Here is an 18316-nt window from a genome sequence, read left to right on the forward strand (position 1 = left end):
AACGTGTTTTACCCTGCTTTTATTGAGCTTATTATTAGGAGTAAAAATGCAAAAACAATATTTTGACCTGGCCGTTGAGAAAATTACGGCCATTAAGACAGACGAGGAAGATCATATTCGCGAGGCTGCAAAATTGGTAGCCGGTTCATTAATGAACCGCAATTGGGTGTACACCTTCGGCAGCGGCCATTCACAGTTATTGGCAATGGAAGTCCACGGCCGCGCAGGCGGTTTGTACCCAATTGTGCACATCCCCGACCCGATGAACGGCCGCGCTGAAAAAGTGGAAGGTTTCGGACCGATCCTGATCGAGGGGTTGAATTTTAAAAAAGGTGAGACGGTTTTTGTGATCTCCAATTCAGGCAGAAACCCGGAACCGTTGGAAATTGCAATAGCAGTGAAAGAAGGCGGAGCTAATTTGATCGCTGTAACGTCATTGGCCCATTCCAAATCGGTTACCTCACGGCATTCATCCGGTAAATTACTGTACCAGTTGGCGGATGTAGTTTTGGATACCCACACTCCCGCCGGCGATGCATCCCTGGCTTTTGAGAACAGTCCCATTCGCTCCGGTGCATTGTCCACCGTGCTGGGCGCGGCTATCATGGATGCAGTCGTGGTGGAAGCCATCGAAATGATGCTCAAACAAGGTTTTGTGCCGCCGGTACTCATCAGCTCTAACCTGGATGGTTCCGATGAACATAACCAGCGTATTATGGATGAATACGGGCAATTCCCGCAGCCCCGTTTTATATAATCAGGCAAGTTTGGAGGAAGGTTGATTAGTATTTTGATTGTCTCGCATGGGAAATTGGCAGCCGGTATGCTGGATGCACTGCGGATGCTCACCGGAGATCAGGGCCAGATTGCTGCACTGGGCCTGTGTGAAAGCGAAGCCCCGGAAGAATTGGTCGAGCACGTACGCGCCGAGATCAACAAGATGGATGATGGGGATGGCGTCTTGATCGCCGTTGACCTATACGGCGCAACCCCCTTCCATTCCAGTGCGCGCCTGTTTCTGGAAAGCGATCGAAAAATCGAGGTCGTCACCGGCGTGAACTTGCCGATGCTGGCCGAAATTATGGTCAATCGGGAAGACACAAGCCTGGAAGAGCTGGTCAAACAGGCTTATCAGGCTGGATTGGACGGTATCCAGATGCTGCCGGACAGTATTCGAAATGCGAAATAGCGAATAAAATAATGATACATAAGGAAGGAGAATATTATGTCAGTTATGCATGTCCGAATGGATAATCGTCTGATCCATGGTCAGATCCTGGTTTCATGGAATTCTCATTATAAGATTGATCATTTGATTGTTACTAACGATAAAGTTGCAAACGATCCACTGCAAATAACGTTGTTGAAGGCTGTAACTCCCATTGGGGCCAAAGTTTCCGTGTTGACGGTAGAAGATTGTGTTAAATATTGCCTCAGCCCGGAAGCGGAGAAAGAAAACATTTTCGTCATCGCGAAAATGCCGGAAGATGGTTTGGAATTGGTAGAGCGCGGCCTGAGCATCCCGGTGCTCAATCTTGGCAACCAGGCCTTTGTCAGAAATTCCAAAAAGCTATCGAACACCGTTTTCCTGACAGAAGATGGTGTGAAGGCTTTGAAGAAGATTCATGAGAAAGGCATCAAAATAACTTGCCGGATGATGCCTACGGATGCGGAAGGTGAATTCTGGCCAACCATCGAAAAAACTTTCCCTGAATGGACTAAATAGGTTTTTATCTTACGTCTTTGATTATCGCTGGAAAGGAGCACCCTGATCCATGTTTAACGCTGCTGCAGTAGAAGTTGACATCACTCCCCCGGTTGGGGTGAAAATGGCTGGTTACGGAGCTCGCCTGAAAGCCAGCCAGGGGATTCACGACCCATTAAAAGCCCAAATCCTTTTCCTGGAATTGAACGATTCCAGGGCGGTCTTGATCAGTATGGATTTGCTGGCTGTGCAAGCTCAGTTTTCAAAAAATATGCGAGCGGCTATAACCGAGAAAACCGGCGTGGCTGAAGACCATGTGTTAATCGCCTGCTCCCATACGCATTCCGGTCCGCAGGGTTTTAATCTGGACGATTTGATCCTGCAAGAGACGCAATATGAAACGCTGCAGGAGATCACCTGCCAGAAAATCGCGGGCGCGTGCGCCTGGGCAAAAGGATTGCTGCAGCCGGCGGTTATTTCACTGGGGCACAGCACAATCGATGGATTGGGGCTGAACCGTAACGATCCGCAAAAAGGCGCGGCCGATCACCAGGTTTCTGTGCTGCGGATCGACGAAGCTTCCGGAAAACCGTTGGCTGTGCTGTTCAATTATGGCTGCCACCCGACTGTAATGGGGGCGGATAATTTGCAGATTAGCGCGGATTATCCCGGCGCGGCCAGATCCATGCTGAAGGAATTGTATCCGCAGGTGGTTTTCATGTTCACCAACAGCGCGGCGGGCGACGTCAGCACGCGGTTCACTCGCCGCAGCGCGACTTTTTCTGAAGTGACCCGCTTGGGTCAAATCATGGGCGCGGCAGTGCTGCAAGCCATGAACGTAGCTGAAAGCTTTGATCCACAAACGCTTAAAGCGCGTGTTGAACCGATTGACTTGCCTTTAAAAGAATTTCCAACTGAAGCAGAAACGCAAGAATTATTGGCAGAAGCGAAAGACACATTGAGCCGTATGCAGGCAGAGCATGCATCCGCCGGTGAACTACGCAAGATCATAACGAAAATTGAAGGAATCGAAGTATTCCTGCTACAAATCAAGTATTATAAGGGGAAGGAAAAATTGCAGTCGGAACTTCAAAGCATCCAAATTGGCCCGCTGCATATCGTTGCGGTTCCAGGTGAACCATTTTCAAAAACCTTCCTGGATATCAAACAGCGCATCCAACCCGACCAGGCTATCTTGGTGGGTTATGCTAACGATTACAAGGGCTACTTCCCGGAATCCGTTCCGGGATTGCCGGGCACGTATGAGGATTTTGTCAGCCCGTTTTCTTCCCAGGCTGCATTAATAATAAAAGAACTCGCCATAAAATTGATTAAGGAAAAATAATGAATGAAATTTGGATAATCCGCATGCTGGGTGTTTTCTTTGCTTTGTTCGGCATTGCCATTCGCTTAGGGTACTTCAGGAAAATGTATTTTTCCAGCAAGGGCGGTATCTACGGATATCTTCCCATGGGGTTATTATTTGTTCTTTATTCTTATTATGAAGAAATCTCCGCCGGCAGTTCGGTGAATATGACGATTTACTATGTGGCTTTCGGGTTATTGATTGCGTGCATTCTCTATTTCAGCATCCGCAAACCGGTTTGGATGAAACCGATCTGGGTCACCTGGGTAGAAAAATACCCACAGAAAGTGATTATTAAGATGGCCGAAGGAATCAAAGATAATCCGGATTGGGAGAAGAATACAGCCGACGAAGCCAGCGTGGATGCCTGGGCAAAAAAGATTTCCCGCAAATAATCTTTGATATACTTGCGGGCGATGAAAAAAGACAACGTCCCTATAATTCTGTGTGATTTTGACGGCACCATTACACGTGCTTGTTTATGCGATTTCTTGTATAAAGAATTCGCGTCGTGCGGATTGAAGTTTTCAGAACTATGGGCTGAAAGCAAGATCGGCACAAAAGAAGAAATCGAAAGCTCGTTCCAGTTCATCCAAGCATCACGCGAGGAAATGGAACGAGCTTTGGCTTCTATTGAAGTCGTCCCCGGTTTTGAGGGATTTTATCAATACTGCCGGGACCAGGGATTGGAGCTGACCATCGTCAGTGATGGTTTGGAATGGGCCATCCGTTATGTGTTAAGCAGGGTGGGGGTCAAGGACATCCGCGTAATGTCCAACCGTATTTTCTTCGAACCGCAAGGTTTTCGTTTTGAATTCCCTTATTACAATCCCTCCGCAACTCAAACCGGCGTGTGCAAGCGGGATATCGTGGACGAATTAAAGAAAAAGGGCGAACGCATTATCATGATTGGGGACGGGCGCACGGATTTTGAAGCCAGCCGTCTGGCTGACTTTGTCTTTGCGCGCGACGCGCTGTGGGATTATTGCCAGGAGCATCACATTTCGTCCTGGCAGTATGATAATTTTTTTGATATCCTGGCGTATATTCAGAACCCGGACAATAATCTCTAATCAGCAGGAAAATCTATTTGCTTTTTTTCTTTCCCTTTTGCGCTGCTATCGTGTTGGCTTTAGCACGGGCTTTCAGGTATAACCCCATCGGAATGGACATAATATAGCCCAGCACAAAGGTGCCGCCCCAAGCCAGGGCAACGATCAGTAGAATTTGCCACCAGATCATCCCACGCTGGTATAGCGTGAAAGCCAGCAGAAAGTACGCCAAATAGGTAAACCCGCCGGCATATGCCAAAACTCTATAGGCTTTTTCATTGAAATAAACCTGGGTGATGCTGACCAGCAGCGCCAGCAGAACCACACCGGCGATAAATCCAACCCTGAGCGAAAAGAAATAGGTACACAGACAGAATAACAGGACACTGAGATCATGCGGCAGGCTTTGCCAACCGATCTGGGCTTGCTGGCTGGTTTTGGCTTTAATAACCTGCCGGCGCACATCTTCGAACTCTTTTTCCGTCAGTTCGTTATAACGCTGCATCCAATCCGATTTTTGCTCTTCCGTCATTCTCTCCAGATCGAGTAGTTTCAGGTCGAATAATTGTCTGGCAAGTTCTTTGGCTCGTTCAAGTCTTTTTTGTTTATCCATTCTTCTGTCTCTTACCTCATATTTTTTCGTTCCTATAGTATATTAGGTCAGGGCGGACACGTCAAATAGGCTGTTTTTGGCGGGATAAAATAAGGTCATCTGCTATTTCTTGCGGGTTATATTATAATGGTAATTACATTACGACATTACAACAATCCATAAGATTATGGACTCAAATAAAAAAGGATTTGCTATGAAAAACTCAATTTGTATCAATGCCGGCCAGATTTTTACTCCCACAGTTGTTCTGCAAGATAGCTGCGTGGTTGTCAATGACGCCGGCAGGATTGAATTTGTCGGACCGCGCGCCAAGGCACCCACGGATGCTGCGCAAACTATCCAGGCCGATGACCTGCGTTTGTCCCCCGGTTTAGTGGATATCCACGTACACGGCGGTTATGGTATCGGCTTCGGGATTGGAGATAAGTGGGAAGCGGACCTGGAGAAATATTCCAACTGGGTCATCAAGAGCGGTGTGACTGATTTCCTATGCACGCTTTCAGCCGGGACGCATAAGGAACTGTGTGAAATGATGGAAACCTATGTGTCTTATCTGGAAAAAGGCACTCCCGGCGCGAAAGCCATCGGCATTCACTTGGAAGGCCCTTATTTGAACCCGGAACGTAAGGGCGCCTTCAATCCAGCCTGGCTGCGCACCCCCAGTGTGGCGGAAGCGCACGATTTCCTGCGCATCGGCGGCAAATGGCTCAAACAAATGACCATGGCGCCTGAGCTTCCCAATGCCGTGGAAGTGGCGGCGGAATTCCGTAAGGCCGGTGTGACTGTGGCCCTGGGCCATTCCAACACCGATTACGATACCGCCCGCGCTGCATTAATGGGCGACTTCACGCACGTGACGCATACCTATAACGCGCAAACCGGCCTCAACCACCGCGCCCCTGGCGTGGTAGGCGCCGTGCTCTCTTCAGATGAGATTACCGGTGAGCTGATCGCCGACGGCATCCATGTGGATGTGGGCGCCATGCGCGTGCTCCTGCGCGCGCTGGGCACTCAACGGGTAGTGCTGATCACGGACGCTATCCCAGGAGCGGGCCTGCCGGACGGCGTTTACAGCTCCATCGGCCAGACTATCACGGTCAAAGACGGCCGCGCCACGCTGGCAAACGGCACCCTGGCCGGCAGCTCGGCTGTATTGAACGACTGTGTCCGCAATGCGCACGTGTTAGCCGGCGCCAGTGTGCAGGATGCCATTCGCATGGCTACCCTGAACCCGGCCAAAGTAATTCACATGCAGGATGAACTGGGTGTGATTGCCACCGGCCGGAAAGCCGATATGATCTTGATGGATGAGGATTTCAATGTGCGCATGAGTATGGCGGACGGCAAGGTCATCTACAGCGATTTATAGCCACTCAGAAAATACGGATAGACGCTTGTTTAAAGGAGAGGAATTCATGGAGGAAAAAGGGTATATCAAGTATTTTGACGGTATAGAAGCACTACAAAAAAAGATCCGCGCGACGCAGGGCCCTAACATCGAAAAAGCCGCCAGCATTGTGGCGGAAGCATTGATGAACGATGGTCTCCTGCATGTGTACGGCGCGGGCCATTCAGCCTGTATCACCGAAGAGATTTTCTTCCGTGCCGGAACGGTGGCGGGTATCAACCAGATCCTGGATTTGTCCCTGGCCGGGGCAGTCAATGCCTGGAAGAGCGCATACATGGAGCGCCTGGAAGGGATCGGTGAAATTCTCTACCAGCAGAGCCATGCTTCTCCACAGGATGTGTTCCTGGTTATTTCCAACTCCGGACGCAATGCCGCGCCGATTGAGATGGCGCGCGAAGCCCAAAAACACGGCCACAAGGTCATTGTCGAAACGTGCTCCGAATTCAGCAAAGCACAATCCTCGCGCCACTCTTCGGGCAAGCGCCTGCTGGATTATGCCGACGTGATTCTGGATAACCAGGGCGTTTTTGGCGATTGCATTGTTGAAATGGATGGGTTTTCCATGCCGATGGGGCCGGCTTCCGGCGTACTGGGATCGTTCCTGGTGCATGCCATGCTGGTGCAGGTCGTCTTTACCATGCGCGATATGGGCGTGGAAAAACCGCCGGTCTTCATGCACGGCAACCTGGATGGCGGCATGGAGTTCAACCAGCAGTTACTGGAAAAGTATTGGCCGCGCATCCGTAACTGGTAAGCTGATATTGAATGATGAGAACCGCTCGCAGAATGGTAAATGCGGGCGGTTTTTTTATTCCTGTTTACTGTTGGCTGAGCGCCTGCCCAGAGCGAAGCATGAGGTGTCGAAGCCAACCGAATGGGTATAAAACGGCGGCTATGAAAGCCTTACAGCCCCTCCCCAGCCCTCCCCATCCCGTCTTCGCCGGGATAGGGAGGGAGAAAAGCGTCGGTTTCCCCGCGCAAGGCATGCGAGAAAACAAAGCAAGAGATCGGCATTGATCTGTGTTCATCCGTGTGCATCTGTGGTTAATTCTAAGACCGGCCGAGATCCATTCGCCCTGCTTTCGCAGGGCTCAGGATGACATTGGAGGGGTAGGTCACACATTCGCCTGCACCCTATGGGTGTGTGTGACAGCATCTCGTCAGGCAAGCCCCGCAGGGCACAGGCGAAAGCCTGGCCTACAACCCCTCCCCAGCCCTCTCCATCCGGTTTTCGCCGGGATAGGGAGAGAGAAAAGCGTCGGTTTCTCCGCGCAAGGCATGCGTGAAAATAAAGCAAGAGATCGGCATTGATCTGTGTTCATCCGTGTGCATCTGTGGTTACTTCAGTACGCTTGAATCAGGCGCGGATGCCGTTGGCGTAGAAGACCTCGAAATCCGGATAGAGGGTCAATTCCAGGTATTCAATGCGGGCAGCCAGCGCTTCGGCCTGGCGGCGTGTGGTTTGGGAGACCAGCATCATCTGCGCGCCCAGCCCGGCCGCGTTGCCCACCGCGCGAATGCGCTGGAGGGGAATCTCCGGCAGCATACCGATGCGTATAGCCTGCGCGGGCAGCATGTAAGACCCAAACGCTCCGGCGATGAGCACTTCATCGATTTCCTGCGCGCTTACCTTCAATGCGTCCATCAATACATCGATACCGGCGCGGATGGCTCCTTTGGCTAACAGCACCTGATCGATATCTTGCTGCGATAGGGTGATGGGACGATCTTCGCTGTTTCCGGCTGCCAGCGTTACATAAGGTTTGCCCTGTGCATCCAATTTCACCAGAGGATGGTTCTTGTCCAGACGCCCGCGTTGGTTGAGCAGCCCGCCGGCGCGCAATTCGCCCAGCGCGTCCAAGATGCCGGAGCCGCAAATGCCGCTGGCAGGCGTATCCCCGATGACTTCGCAGGTGAAGCGCCCGCCGTCCAGGTGAACATGCTCAATGGCGCCCGGCGCGGCACGCATACCGAAGCGGATGTGTGCGCCCTCGAAAGCCGGCCCCGAAGCGGTGGAGACGCTGAGGATGCGTTCTCCTTTTTGAAGCGCAATTTCTGTATTGGTGCCGATATCAATTCCCAAGCGCACGCGTTGGTCCTCACCAAAGCCGCACGCCAGAAGAAACGCCAGGTGATCGGAGCCGACAAATCCGGCAATGACCGGCGGGGTATAAGCCAGCATGCCCGGCATGCCGCTCAGGCCAATCTGCGGCGCGGGTGTTAATTGCGCGCCGGATGCGACCGGCACAAAAGGTGAAACGGCCAATCCACCTGTGGGCAGGTTGAGGTAGAAATGATGCATGGCTGTGTTGCCCACCAGGCAAACCTCGGCTACCTGAATAGGCTCGAGGCCGCTTTGCTTAGTGAGTTCTACCAGGGCTTGTTGAATGGACTGCATTAATACATGATGCAGTTCCAAAGCTTCGCGTTCCCCTTTTTGTGCGTACGCCAGGCGTGCCATGATATCTTCCCCAAACATCACCTGTGGGTTGGGCAAGCCGATAACGGCAAGCAATTCACCGTTCTCCAAATCGAGCAGGTAGCAGGCCAGTTTGGTGCTGCCTACGTCCACGGCCAATCCGGCCAGGGGGCTAAGCGGCTGCGGAGTCACATGCTGCAGGCGGCTGCCTCGCATGATCAGGTTTACCCGCCACGCGTTTCGGCGCAGTAAATCCGGCAGTTCCCGCAGCACATCCATATCCGCAGTTAGGTGTTCCTCTCGGCTAAGATCCCGGATGCGATCAAAATCAGCCTGCAGGTTGTGCAGATCAGCAGCCTTTGCCTGAAGGTTCATTTGTCTCAAAGCGGGGTCAATGGATAGCTGTTTATGGCTTGTGCCGGTTTGCAGGACTTGTCCGGCGGGCAGGGATTCCGGCGGGATGAAGAGCTGGGTTGGACGGTCAATCACTGCGCTGCAGGCCAGACGGTAGCCCTGGGATAATTGCCGGGCGGACAGGTGGCGTTCATCTGCCGGCCGGACAGGCAGGTCAGGGGGGAATTCGATAAAACGAACCACGCATTTTCCACAGGTGCCCTCGCCGCCGCAATCCGATCGCAATTGCAATCCGGCTTGGCGGGCGGCAGCCAGGACTGTGAGCGCTTCTTCCGCTACCAGGCGCTGGCCGGTAGGTTGAAATTCAATCGTGAAGCTCATCGATGGTTTTCCTCATGAGATTGATTATATAAAAAAAGATGAGAACTTAAAACAAAAATCCACATGATTTCCATGCGGATCGCCAAAAAATGGGATGTGTTTTTTTTAGAGGATCAGGTCGGCAACCGAGTTCACTACGCGGCCGGGCCGGTAGGGGAATTCTTCGATCTGTTTGAGTGAAGTCACGCCGGTCAGCACCAGGGTGGTTTCCATGCCGCTTTGAATACCTGCGATGATATCGGTATCCATGCGGTCGCCGATCATCATGGTGTTCTCAGAGTGCACGCCCAGGTAGTTCAGCGCGGAGCGCATCATGAAGGGGCTGGGTTTGCCGCAGTAGAAAGGCGAACGCCCGCTGGCTTTCTCAATCAGGGCGGCCATAGCGCCGCAGGCAGGCGTGATGCCACTTTCCGAGGGGCCGGTGGGATCAGGATTGGTCGCAATAAATGAAGCGCCTTCCATGATCAGGCGCACCGCTTTGGTGACCTGGCGGAAATTGTAGTCAAAGGTTTCGCCCAGCACTACGAAGTCGGGATTTTCATCGGTCATGATGTAGCCGATGTTGTGAATGGCAACGTTCAAACCGCTTTCGCCAATCACGAAGGCCGAGCCGGAATCTTTCTGTGCTTTCATAAAATAAGCTGTAGCCAGCGCAGAGGTGAAGATGTGTTCCGCGTCAATATCAATACCGGTGTTTTGCAGTCTGTGAGCCAGGTCTACCTGGGTATAGATTGAGTTATTGGTGAGCACCAGAAATTTGATGTCGTTCTTCTTGAGCGATTCGATAAACGTATCCGCTCCCGGGATGATTTTCTTTCCGTGAACTAAAACACCATCCATATCAATTAAATAATTCTTTTTTTCTTCCATATTTTTCCTTACTTTTGGTTTTGTTAAATTTACTAACCCACTATTATTATATTCGTTCTAAAAAGGTTTTTTTAAAAAGGGATCCGTTTAATTTTTCGCCGGATCCCTTCTTTTTCTAAAGTAATCAGTTGATCTTAGCTGACCAATTTGCGAACTTCTTCCAGATGTCCTGCGCTGCCGAGATAATCATTCTTTTGGGCAATGAATTTGGCGTATTCGGCCATGAAGATCTTGCCGGGTGCACGCAGATCGAAACCTTCCGGATGCTCGAGGAAATATTCGCGGTGTACGCGTGTCCAAACCAGACGTCCATCGGTGTCGATGTTAATCTTGGTGACACCTAATTGGGCTGCCTGGCGGAATTGGGAAGCGTCCACGCCCTTGGCACCCAGCAGTTTACCGCCGGCCGCGTTGATGCGTTCGACTTCTTCCTGCGGGACTGAGCTGGAACCGTGCATGACCAGCGGGAAGCCGGGCAGGTTCTTCTGAATCTGTGAAAGCACATCGAAGTGCAGCGACTGGCTGCCCTGGAATTTGAAGGCGCCGTGGCTGGTGCCGATGGCAACGGCCAACGAATCGCAGCCGGAGCGCTCGACGAAATCTTTGGCCTGATCAGGATTGGTCAGTTTGGCGTTATCTTCTGAAACATTGACGTGCTCTTCCACGCCGCCCAATTGTCCCAATTCTGCTTCAACAACAATGCCTTTGGCATGAGCCGCATCGACCACACGTTTGGTGGTTTCGATGTTCTTTTCGTACGGTTCGCTGCTGGCATCAATCATGACGGAACTATAAAAACCGCTTTTAATGCAATCCATACAAGTTGCCTCATCTCCGTGATCGAGATGAACAGCGAAAATAGACTCGGGGAAGACCTCATCGGCTGCCCGAATGATGCCTTCCAGCATCAGTTTGTTGGTGTAACTGCGTGAGCCTTTGCTGATCTGGATGATGAAAGGCGCCTGGCTGTCAATATTTCCTTGGAAAAGCCCCATAGCTTGTTCCAGGTTATTGATGTTATAAGCGCCTATGGCATATTTACCATATGCAGCTTCAAATAATTTTTTGGTCGTAACAATCATGCGTATCTCCTTAGTAATGATCCCAATTTTGTACGGATACAATTATAGTATTAAATATGCAAGCATGTGGATAATTTACAGGTGTATTAATCAAACGTTAACTCCAACTCCTTTCTATTCAATTTTCCTAAAGAAAATGCTGTTTCTAAAGCCCGCCAGAAACATTACGCTAATCCTCGGCGGAAAATATTGACACGGACTGAGTTCTCTATATAATCATTAGGACAAACAATTGAATTCAACCATGAGTACCTAACCCCCGGAAGGGAAGGTAGAGCAGAAAACTGCTTTGGCGAAGTCGGTGAAAGTCCGGCGCTGTCCCGCAGCTGTAATCTGTGATTCTCGCAGAAAGCCAGATCGCCCACTTTTGGTTGGTTCCCAAATTCTTCGCGAGAGAGAGGTTGGAACATGCATAAATTCCATTTAAATCCCCGTCCTGTAAAAGTTAGTATATTTATTTTGATCGCGCTGGCATTCGCGCTTACAGCCTGTGCACCAGCAGTTGCGATTGAGCCAACGGTTGAAGCTGCGGCGGAGTCAATTGAAACGCCCGCTGCTGTATTTTCTGCCGTTGACATCATTGATTCCGTTAGCCGTGAGGTTGTCATTGACGCGCCGGCGGCACGCATTGTCTCGTTGGCTCCATCCATCACCGAGTCTTTGTATGCCATCGGAGCCGGAGACCTGCTGGTAGGCCGTACGGAATTTTGTGATTATCCTGAAGAAGCATCAGCGCTGCCTGCCATCGGTGGGTTCTCTTCTTCATCCATCAGCATCGAAGCTATTACCGACCTCGAACCGGATCTGGTGATTGGCGGCAGTATTTATCAAGCTGATTTGATAGATGCGCTGGAAAGCGCGGGCATCCAGGTGATCATTCTGGAACCCAACAGTATCGAGGAGATTATGGATTCTCTGCAGACACTGGGCGCCGTCACAGGCCATACAACGGAAGCATCATCCCTGCTGGATGAAATGCAAACTCGTATCGATACGGTCACGCAGGTAGTCGAGACCATTCCTGAAGAAGAACGCGTTTCCGTATTCTACGAAGTCTGGAATGACCCTTATATGACCACTACTAACCAAACCTTCATTGGCGAATTAATTAACATGGCCGGGGGCGTGAATATCTTTGCGGATTTGAGTGAGGATTACCCCTCGATAAGTTCTGAAGAAGTCATTGAAAAAGACCCGCAGGTTATTTTAGGCCCCAGCAATCACAGCGACCAGTTGAGCGGTGAAATCATTGCCGAACGGGAAGGCTGGGGCGATTTATCTGCTGTTCAAAATGGCAGGATCTATATCATTGACGGTAATATCGTTTCTCGTGCCGGGCCGCGGGTAGTTGACGCGCTGGAGGCAATTGCTCAGGCGCTATATCCGCAAAGTTTCGGAGAATAAGATTAACAGCCGCAATGCGATTGCCTTCAGCCTTCTATTCCTGGTGCTGTTGGCTGTCATGATTCTCAGTTTAGGGGTAGGAGCGGTACAACTCACTCCGAATGAGACTGTTTCGGCGCTTATCAATCAGGCACAAAAGAACTCCCACCGTACGATCGTGTGGGAGTTTCGATTTCCCCGCATCCTGCTGGTCGTGTTGTGCGGCGCGGCTTTATCGGCGGCCGGCGTCGGTTTTCAGGGATTGTTCCGTAATCCTTTGGCCGATCCTTATGTTGTTGGGGCTTCGGGAGGGGCTGCCCTGGGAGCTACTCTGGCAGTCATGCTGCGTTTCTCGCTTCCGCATATTACCATCGGGATCGGCGCATTTTTTGGATCCCTGCTGGCAGTGTTGGTTGTATTTGCCATCTCGGAATATAGCAATTATGGCTCGATCGCGGGGCTGCTACTGGCCGGATCGGCGATGAGCGCCATGCTCTCCGCTGTGGTATCGCTGCTGCTCTTGCTTAATGATGAAGTTCTGCACGGAGTCTATGCCTGGCTGCTGGGTAGTTTTGCCAATTCCAGTTGGTCGGAATTGGGCCAAACGTTGTGGTTAGCCCCGCCCGCGATTTTGTGTGTTTTTTTGATGTCGCGCTCTCTGGATGCTTTGGCGGCAGGCGAAGAAACAGCCCAATCGTTGGGCCTGAATTTGCGTAAAGCCAGATTGATCATTGTAATCAGTTCAAGCCTGGCAACAGCCGCGGCGGTATCCGTCAGCGGTATTATCGGTTTTGTGGGGTTGATCGCGCCTCATTTGGCGCGTATGCTAGTGGGCGCCAACCATAAGACCATGATGCCGATTGCCATGCTGTTGGGCAGTTTGTTGATGCTATTCGCGGATGATTTGGCGCGCACTCTGATGGCGCCGGTTGAAATACCGGTGGGCATTTTCACCGCTCTTTTAGGGGGGCCATTCTTCCTGTATTTAATGAAAACGGGAGAAAAACGCACATGAACATTCTGCGGGCCGAGGAGCTATCGCTCGGTTATCGGAATAAGAAAGTGGTTGAGCAATTCAGCACTTCCATTCAACAGGGGAGTCTGATAGGGATGGTAGGCCCTAATGGCTCCGGAAAGACCACGTTGCTGCGCGCTCTTTCGGGATTGATAAAACCGTTTGGAGGGCAGGTCTTTGTAGGCGAACAAAACCTGTTCTTATTAACGCCGCGAAAAAGAGCACAGTTGATCGGCTGGGTTCCGCAGCGCGAAAGGCTGGCCTGGCCGTTGACGGTCCGTGAGGTAATTTCACTGGGAAGGGCCCCTCACCGCGGTTGGCTGCTGCCGATGACCAAAACCGATCAGGCAGTGATTGACGATGTCATACATAATTCCGATTTGGACTCCCTGGAAGACCGGCGCATGGATGAATTATCCGGGGGAGAATTTCAGCGTGTCCTGATCGCGCGGGCTTTGACCCAGGAACCGCGTGTTTTACTGTTGGACGAACCAACGACCAACCTGGACATTCATTATCAAATTCAAGTGATGGATCTGATTCGCCAACTGGTGTCGTGCGGGGGCATAACCGTTTTGATGGTTATCCACGATCTCAACATTGCCGCGCGTTACTGTGACGGTTTGATCTTGCTGCATCGCGGAAAACAGATTTGTGCGGGCAGCCCCGTGGACGTATTGACGCCGGAGAATCTTGAAGCAGTATTTAATGTAAAAACCAATCTTTATCGGGATCCGTGGGGATTTTGGGCGGTAAGCGCCAGAAATGGAACAGGACAATATGGAAGAGAAGAACCAAAATAATCCCAATCAGCCGCGGGGATTGGTTGTTGTATATACCGGGAATGGCAAAGGTAAAACCACGGCAGGCATGGGCATGTTAATACGTGCCTGGGGACGCGGTATGCGGGTGGGCGCCATCCAATTTATCAAAGATACGCAAAATGAGTATGGCGAGAGCCTGGCAGCCAAGCGCATGGGTATCGACATCCGCCAGGTGGGCAACGGCTGCACCTGGCAGGGCCGCGACCTGCGGGACATGCGCGTTTGCGGCTTGGAAGGTTGGAATTACGCGCAGGAGCAAATCCGGATGGCCCGCTATGACATTCTCCTGTTGGACGAATTTTCCTTCCTGTTCCACTTCAAATGGCTGGATATCGACGAGACCATAGCCTGGCTGCGGCAGCACAAACCGCCTCAAATGACTTTGGTCATGACGGGACGTTACGCGCCGCAAGCGCTTATCGATTACGCCGATCTGGTAACGGAGATGAGAGAGATCAAGCATCCTTTCAAAACTGAAGGATTGCTATCGCAGCCCGGGGTGGATTTTTAGGTTGCCCGGTTGACCGAGGTGTTTTCAAAATCCATGAATGTGATAGATCGAAAGGTTGCAGCCTCAATGCCCTATCCCTGCGATGGAACACATAATCAAAGGCTGATCAACGCGTTAGATGAAGTCCGAGCTTCTTTAGAAACAACTCATTCCATGAATAAAAGGATAAATCATGCAATTTCCTGAAATCCCTGAGATTGATACGCATGCGGCTGAAAAAGCAATTGAGCGGCAGGCACGCCTGACCAAACCGGCCGGTTCGTTGGGCAGGTTGGAGAGCCTGTCCGTGCAGCTGGCGGGCATTACGGCCAAGGAACGGCCCATGTTTCCCCGTAAGGCGGTAATCCTCATGGCGGCCGACCACGGGGTGGCATTGGAAGGCATCAGTGCCTATCCATCCACCGTAACTGCCCAGATGGTCGCGAACATTGCCAACCAGGGGGCCGCAGTAAATGTGATCGCACGTCAAAATGACGCACGGGTGGTGGTTGTGGACATGGGTGTTGCCCAGGATCTCGGCGCCCTTTCCGGCGTGGTGCATCACAACCTGGCAAAGGGCAGTCAAAATATGCGCCGGGGTCCGGCCATGAGCCGGGCAATGGCCGAAGAGGCAATCGACGTGGGCATGCGGGTGCTGCGGAAGCAGGTGCAGGACGGGTTGGATTTGGTGGCTCTGGGTGAAATGGGCATCGGCAATACCACGGCTGCCGCTGCGGTTGGCGCGGTAATCACCGGTTCGCCGGTGGAAGCCATGACCGGGCGGGGAACAGGATTGGACGACGCCGGATTAGCGCACAAGGTTGAAGTCATCCGAGAGGCGATTGCGGTCAATCATCCCAACCCGAAGGATGCGCTGGACGTGCTGGCCAAGGTTGGCGGGTTGGATATCGCCGGATTGGTGGGAGTGATAATCGCTGCGGCGGCCGCGCGCCTGCCGGTAGTGGTGGATGGGTACATCTCCGCCGCGGCTACCCTGGCGGCGGTGGAATTGGCGCCGGGAGTCAAACCGTATCTGATTGCCTCCCACCTGTCGGTTGAAAGAGGGCATGCCATCCTTTGCGATTATCTGGACTTGGCGCCGCTTTTTGATTTACAGCTGCGCCTTGGTGAGGGCAGCGGTGCAGTCCTGGCTTTTCCAATTATCGAGAGCGCCGCGCGCATTCTCAATGAGATGGCTACTTTTGATGAAGCCGGAGTCAGCCAACATGTTTGATTCCCTGATCACCGCATTGGACTTCCTAACCGTTTTGCCTGTCCCGCATCGCAAAGACTATAAACCGCTGGAACTGGGGAAAGCAGCCGCTTGGTTCCCCTGGGTGGGGGCGCTGCTGGGCGGCTTAACGGCGCTGGTTTACTATGGACTGCTGCTGATATTGCCGCGCATGCTGGCGTCGGCTTTGGCAGTGGCTTTTTGGATTGCCGTCACCGGCGGGCTGCATCTGGATGGGTTGGCGGATTGCTGTGATGGCTTGCTGTATGCGGGAACACCGCAGCGCCGGTTGGAAATCATGAAAGACCCCCACCACGGTACATTTGCCGATATCGGCCTACCCCTGACTATTTTGATCAAAATCGCGGCGCTTTACAGTCTGCCGCTGGAGGTTTATGGGTTGGCGCTCCCGCTGGCGGGCGCGCTGTCGCGCTGGCTGCTGCTACCGGCAGGAAAGCAGGCCAACGCGCGGCCGGGGGGATTGGGCGAACAATTTTCAGCCAGTCTGCAAAAGGGTTCTTTCTACCTGGCGCTTATTCCGGTCATCATCCTGACTTACCAGTTGGGTTGGCAGGCAATCGCGGTAGCCGCAGTTGTCCATGTCTGTGCCTGGCTGATTTTCCGTACCGCACAAGTGCGTTTGGGCGGAATGACCGGAGATGTTTACGGTTTGGTTGTGGAGCTGGGGGAGCTGCTGGTGTTGATGGGTTTTTGCGTGAGGGGATTGTGAAAAAAGTACCCTTCCGTATCGGCACCACCTCGTACATCGTGCCGGATGACATTTTGCCGAATGTGCAATTTCTGGCTGGAAGAGTGGACGACGTGGAACTGGTCCTCTTTGAGGTGGACGAAGGTGAAAACAATTTACCGCATGACGCGGTACTTGACGCGATTCATCAAACCATGCAGGCAGCCGATTTGACTTGCACTGTTCACCTGCCGTTGGATTTACGCCTGGGTGACGATCAGGAAAACCAAACGCTTTCCATTACAAAAGCGCTGCGGGTCATCCGGCAGATGGCTCGCTTGAAACCCTGGGCTTACGTGCTGCACCTGGACGGCCGCAGCGTCCGTACAGCTTGCGGTTCGCAGGAATGGGAAGAATGGACCCAACGAACCCGTCAGGCATTAGCCCTTCTGGCAGGCGAACTGGAAGAGCCGCGCTTGTTATCGGCGGAAAACCTGGATGGATATCCCCCGGACTTTTGGGATCCGGCCTTAGCTGAAATGCCTTTCAGCCGCTGCGTAGATATCGGGCATCTTTGGAAGGACGGGTATGATCCCCTGCCTTTTCTGGAAAAACACATTGAAAATGCGCGCGTTCTGCATATTCATGGAATTGCTCAACGCGACCATCAATCCCTGCAGTATGTTCCTGTACAGGAATTGCGGCGCGTGATGGACTTTTTGGTAGGCGTGAATTACGAAGGCGTTTTAACGATGGAGGTATTTGGAGAAGATGATTTCCATTCTTCCCGTAGCGTTCTTCTGGAATCCCTGCATCAAATGAATTTGGAGGCACAATGGGAAAATCGTTGACTTTAATCCTGGGCGGCGCGCGCAGCGGAAAATCGAGTTATGCCCAGAAGTTAATGGATGAAAGCGGCAAACCGGTGTTGTTCGTGGCTACTGCTACCGCGGGCGATGATGAAATGGCAGCCAGAATCCGCGCTCACCAGGACAGCCGTCCAAAACATTGGACGACGCTGGAAGCACCTGTAAACACCGGGCTGGCGATCCAACAAGCAGCAATTGAAGGGAATGTTTTACTGGACTGTGTGACATTGTTGGTGAGCAATGTCCTTATGGCTTGTCCACAGCCGCTGGTTGAAGCGGATTTCCAGCGAGCCGTACAAGAAGAAGTGGAAAGTTTGCTGACCGCTTTCAAACGCCATGAGGGAGATTGGGTAATCGTGTCCAACGAGGTGGGTCTGGGGGTAGTGCCGGCCACGCTAATGGGGCGCTTCTATCGTGATGCGCTCGGACGGGCCAATCAGCAACTGGCTGCTTCAGCCGACCGGGTTATCTTTATGGTGTCCGGAATACCGATGAAGGTAAAGTAAATTTCTAATTTGGTTAAAGAAACACCAACGATTATTACCGTTGGTGTTTCTTTATCTGCT

General features: G+C 52.0%; 20 protein-coding genes and 1 riboswitch. Of the genes, 16 read left to right on the forward strand and 4 right to left on the reverse strand.

Translation table 11 applies throughout. The annotated features are described in order from the left end of the window. Nucleotides 1–46: 46 nt before the first annotated feature. Genes Pelsub_RS05210 through Pelsub_RS05235 form a run of 6 tightly spaced genes read left to right on the forward strand, consistent with a single transcriptional unit; the run spans nt 47 to nt 4144 of the window. Nucleotides 47–757 (forward strand): sugar isomerase domain-containing protein, encoded by a 711-nt coding sequence (locus Pelsub_RS05210; protein WP_116224778.1) that lies wholly within the window; start codon nt 47–49, stop codon nt 755–757. A 21-nt stretch (nt 758–778) separates the two neighbouring features. Continuing rightward, nucleotides 779–1189, forward strand: coding sequence for a PTS sugar transporter subunit IIA (locus Pelsub_RS05215; RefSeq protein WP_116224777.1), 411 nt, complete (start codon nt 779–781; stop codon nt 1187–1189). A 36-nt stretch (nt 1190–1225) separates the two neighbouring features. Then, nucleotides 1226–1726: a PTS system mannose/fructose/N-acetylgalactosamine-transporter subunit IIB gene (locus tag Pelsub_RS05220; protein ID WP_116224776.1), complete on the forward strand. Its 501-nt coding sequence runs from the start codon at nt 1226–1228 to the stop codon at nt 1724–1726. 49 nt (nt 1727–1775) lie between these two features. Then, nucleotides 1776–3050, forward strand: coding sequence for a neutral/alkaline non-lysosomal ceramidase N-terminal domain-containing protein (locus Pelsub_RS05225; protein WP_116224775.1), 1275 nt, complete (start codon nt 1776–1778; stop codon nt 3048–3050). Continuing rightward, entirely contained in the window at nt 3050–3466 is a 417-nt protein-coding gene (locus Pelsub_RS05230) for a hypothetical protein (RefSeq protein ID WP_116224774.1), read from the forward strand. The genes Pelsub_RS05225 and Pelsub_RS05230 overlap by 1 nt, the downstream gene beginning before the upstream one ends. Before the next feature lie 21 nt (nt 3467–3487). Then, complete coding sequence (locus Pelsub_RS05235) at nt 3488–4144, forward strand: MtnX-like HAD-IB family phosphatase (RefSeq protein WP_116224773.1); 657 nt, start codon at nt 3488–3490, stop codon at nt 4142–4144. Between the two features lie 13 nt (nt 4145–4157). Here the strand turns inward: Pelsub_RS05235 and Pelsub_RS05240 are convergent, their stop codons facing one another. Continuing rightward, the gene (locus Pelsub_RS05240) at nt 4158–4736 is read right to left on the reverse strand and encodes a hypothetical protein (protein WP_126440405.1); all 579 of its coding nucleotides are present in this window, start codon (nt 4734–4736) and stop codon (nt 4158–4160) included. 193 nt (nt 4737–4929) lie between these two features. On the opposite strand from Pelsub_RS05240, the gene nagA reads away from it, so the two are divergent. Then, entirely contained in the window at nt 4930–6105 is a 1176-nt protein-coding gene (nagA, locus tag Pelsub_RS05245; protein ID WP_158674990.1) for an N-acetylglucosamine-6-phosphate deacetylase, read from the forward strand. Nucleotides 6106–6151: 46 nt separating this feature from the next. Further along, the gene (locus Pelsub_RS05250) at nt 6152–6898 is read left to right on the forward strand and encodes a sugar isomerase domain-containing protein (RefSeq protein ID WP_116224770.1); all 747 of its coding nucleotides are present in this window, start codon (nt 6152–6154) and stop codon (nt 6896–6898) included. Nucleotides 6899–7501: 603 nt separating this feature from the next. Here the strand turns inward: Pelsub_RS05250 and Pelsub_RS05255 are convergent. The 3 genes from Pelsub_RS05255 to Pelsub_RS05265 all read right to left on the reverse strand — a co-directional run bounded on the left by Pelsub_RS05255 (nt 7502) and on the right by Pelsub_RS05265 (nt 11250). Next, nucleotides 7502–9298 carry an ASKHA domain-containing protein gene (locus Pelsub_RS05255; protein WP_116224769.1) on the reverse strand — a complete coding sequence of 599 codons (1797 nt, stop codon included), beginning with the start codon at nt 9296–9298 and terminating at the stop codon, nt 7502–7504. A 105-nt stretch (nt 9299–9403) separates the two neighbouring features. Further along, on the reverse strand, nt 9404–10168 hold the full coding sequence (locus Pelsub_RS05260; protein ID WP_116224768.1) for an HAD-IIA family hydrolase: 765 nt from the start codon (nt 10166–10168) through the stop codon (nt 9404–9406). Between the two features lie 134 nt (nt 10169–10302). After that, entirely contained in the window at nt 10303–11250 is a 948-nt protein-coding gene (locus Pelsub_RS05265) for a class II fructose-bisphosphate aldolase (protein WP_116224767.1), read from the reverse strand. 229 nt (nt 11251–11479) lie between these two features. Next, nucleotides 11480–11633, forward strand: a riboswitch (cobalamin riboswitch). A gap of 25 nt (nt 11634–11658) precedes the next feature. Here Pelsub_RS05265 and Pelsub_RS05270 point away from each other — a divergent pair. From Pelsub_RS05270 to cobU, 8 genes are all read left to right on the forward strand, one after another. Continuing rightward, nucleotides 11659–12654, forward strand: a complete 996-nt coding sequence (locus Pelsub_RS05270; RefSeq protein ID WP_116224766.1) for an ABC transporter substrate-binding protein — start codon at nt 11659–11661, stop codon at nt 12652–12654. Further along, the gene (locus Pelsub_RS05275; protein ID WP_198418401.1) at nt 12617–13648 is read left to right on the forward strand and encodes a FecCD family ABC transporter permease; all 1032 of its coding nucleotides are present in this window, start codon (nt 12617–12619) and stop codon (nt 13646–13648) included. Before Pelsub_RS05270 ends, Pelsub_RS05275 begins: the two co-directional genes overlap by 38 nt. Beyond that, on the forward strand, nt 13645–14451 hold the full coding sequence (locus tag Pelsub_RS05280; RefSeq protein WP_116224765.1) for an ABC transporter ATP-binding protein: 807 nt from the start codon (nt 13645–13647) through the stop codon (nt 14449–14451). The genes Pelsub_RS05275 and Pelsub_RS05280 overlap by 4 nt, the downstream gene beginning before the upstream one ends. Then, nucleotides 14429–14983, forward strand: coding sequence for a cob(I)yrinic acid a,c-diamide adenosyltransferase (gene cobO / locus Pelsub_RS05285; RefSeq protein WP_116224764.1), 555 nt, complete (start codon nt 14429–14431; stop codon nt 14981–14983). The genes Pelsub_RS05280 and cobO overlap by 23 nt, the downstream gene beginning before the upstream one ends. A 172-nt stretch (nt 14984–15155) precedes the next feature. Continuing rightward, nucleotides 15156–16196, forward strand: a complete 1041-nt coding sequence (gene cobT, locus Pelsub_RS05290; protein ID WP_116224763.1) for a nicotinate-nucleotide--dimethylbenzimidazole phosphoribosyltransferase — start codon at nt 15156–15158, stop codon at nt 16194–16196. Next, on the forward strand, nt 16168–16923 hold the full coding sequence (cobS, locus tag Pelsub_RS05295) for an adenosylcobinamide-GDP ribazoletransferase (protein WP_158674991.1): 756 nt from the start codon (nt 16168–16170) through the stop codon (nt 16921–16923). The genes cobT and cobS overlap by 29 nt, the downstream gene beginning before the upstream one ends. After that, a complete protein-coding gene (gene cbiR / locus Pelsub_RS05300) occupies nt 16920–17732 on the forward strand; it encodes a cobamide remodeling phosphodiesterase CbiR (protein ID WP_116224761.1) in 813 nt (270 codons plus the stop codon). Before cobS ends, cbiR begins: the two co-directional genes overlap by 4 nt. Next, on the forward strand, nt 17717–18256 hold the full coding sequence (gene cobU, locus Pelsub_RS05305; protein ID WP_198418402.1) for a bifunctional adenosylcobinamide kinase/adenosylcobinamide-phosphate guanylyltransferase: 540 nt from the start codon (nt 17717–17719) through the stop codon (nt 18254–18256). The genes cbiR and cobU overlap by 16 nt, the downstream gene beginning before the upstream one ends. The last annotated feature ends 60 nt before the right edge of the window (nt 18257–18316 follow it).

It is taken from the genome of Pelolinea submarina (assembly GCF_003966975.1).
Taxonomy (GTDB): domain Bacteria; phylum Chloroflexota; class Anaerolineae; order Anaerolineales; family Anaerolineaceae; genus Pelolinea; species Pelolinea submarina.

Bases quoted from the DNA above. Each gene is read 5' to 3' on its own strand.
- Pelsub_RS05210 (WP_116224778.1), top strand. From the start codon at position 47: ATGCAAAAACAATATTTTGACCTGGCCGTTGAGAAAATTACGGCCATT.
- Pelsub_RS05220 (WP_116224776.1), top strand. From the start codon at position 1,226: ATGTCAGTTATGCATGTCCGAATGGATAATCGTCTGATCCATGGTCAG.
- Pelsub_RS05225 (WP_116224775.1), top strand. From the start codon at position 1,776: ATGTTTAACGCTGCTGCAGTAGAAGTTGACATCACTCCCCCGGTTGGG.
- Pelsub_RS05230 (WP_116224774.1), top strand. From the start codon at position 3,050: ATGAATGAAATTTGGATAATCCGCATGCTGGGTGTTTTCTTTGCTTTG.
- Pelsub_RS05235 (WP_116224773.1), top strand. From the start codon at position 3,488: ATGAAAAAAGACAACGTCCCTATAATTCTGTGTGATTTTGACGGCACC.
- Pelsub_RS05240 (WP_126440405.1), bottom strand. From the start codon at position 4,736: ATGGATAAACAAAAAAGACTTGAACGAGCCAAAGAACTTGCCAGACAA.
- nagA (WP_158674990.1), top strand. From the start codon at position 4,930: ATGAAAAACTCAATTTGTATCAATGCCGGCCAGATTTTTACTCCCACA.
- Pelsub_RS05250 (WP_116224770.1), top strand. From the start codon at position 6,152: ATGGAGGAAAAAGGGTATATCAAGTATTTTGACGGTATAGAAGCACTA.
- Pelsub_RS05255 (WP_116224769.1), bottom strand. From the start codon at position 9,298: ATGAGCTTCACGATTGAATTTCAACCTACCGGCCAGCGCCTGGTAGCG.
- Pelsub_RS05260 (WP_116224768.1), bottom strand. From the start codon at position 10,168: ATGGAAGAAAAAAAGAATTATTTAATTGATATGGATGGTGTTTTAGTT.
- Pelsub_RS05265 (WP_116224767.1), bottom strand. From the start codon at position 11,250: ATGATTGTTACGACCAAAAAATTATTTGAAGCTGCATATGGTAAATAT.
- Pelsub_RS05270 (WP_116224766.1), top strand. From the start codon at position 11,659: ATGCATAAATTCCATTTAAATCCCCGTCCTGTAAAAGTTAGTATATTT.
- Pelsub_RS05280 (WP_116224765.1), top strand. From the start codon at position 13,645: ATGAACATTCTGCGGGCCGAGGAGCTATCGCTCGGTTATCGGAATAAG.
- cobO (WP_116224764.1), top strand. From the start codon at position 14,429: ATGGAAGAGAAGAACCAAAATAATCCCAATCAGCCGCGGGGATTGGTT.
- cobT (WP_116224763.1), top strand. From the start codon at position 15,156: ATGCAATTTCCTGAAATCCCTGAGATTGATACGCATGCGGCTGAAAAA.
- cobS (WP_158674991.1), top strand. From the start codon at position 16,168: ATGAAGCCGGAGTCAGCCAACATGTTTGATTCCCTGATCACCGCATTG.
- cobU (WP_198418402.1), top strand. From the start codon at position 17,717: ATGGGAAAATCGTTGACTTTAATCCTGGGCGGCGCGCGCAGCGGAAAA.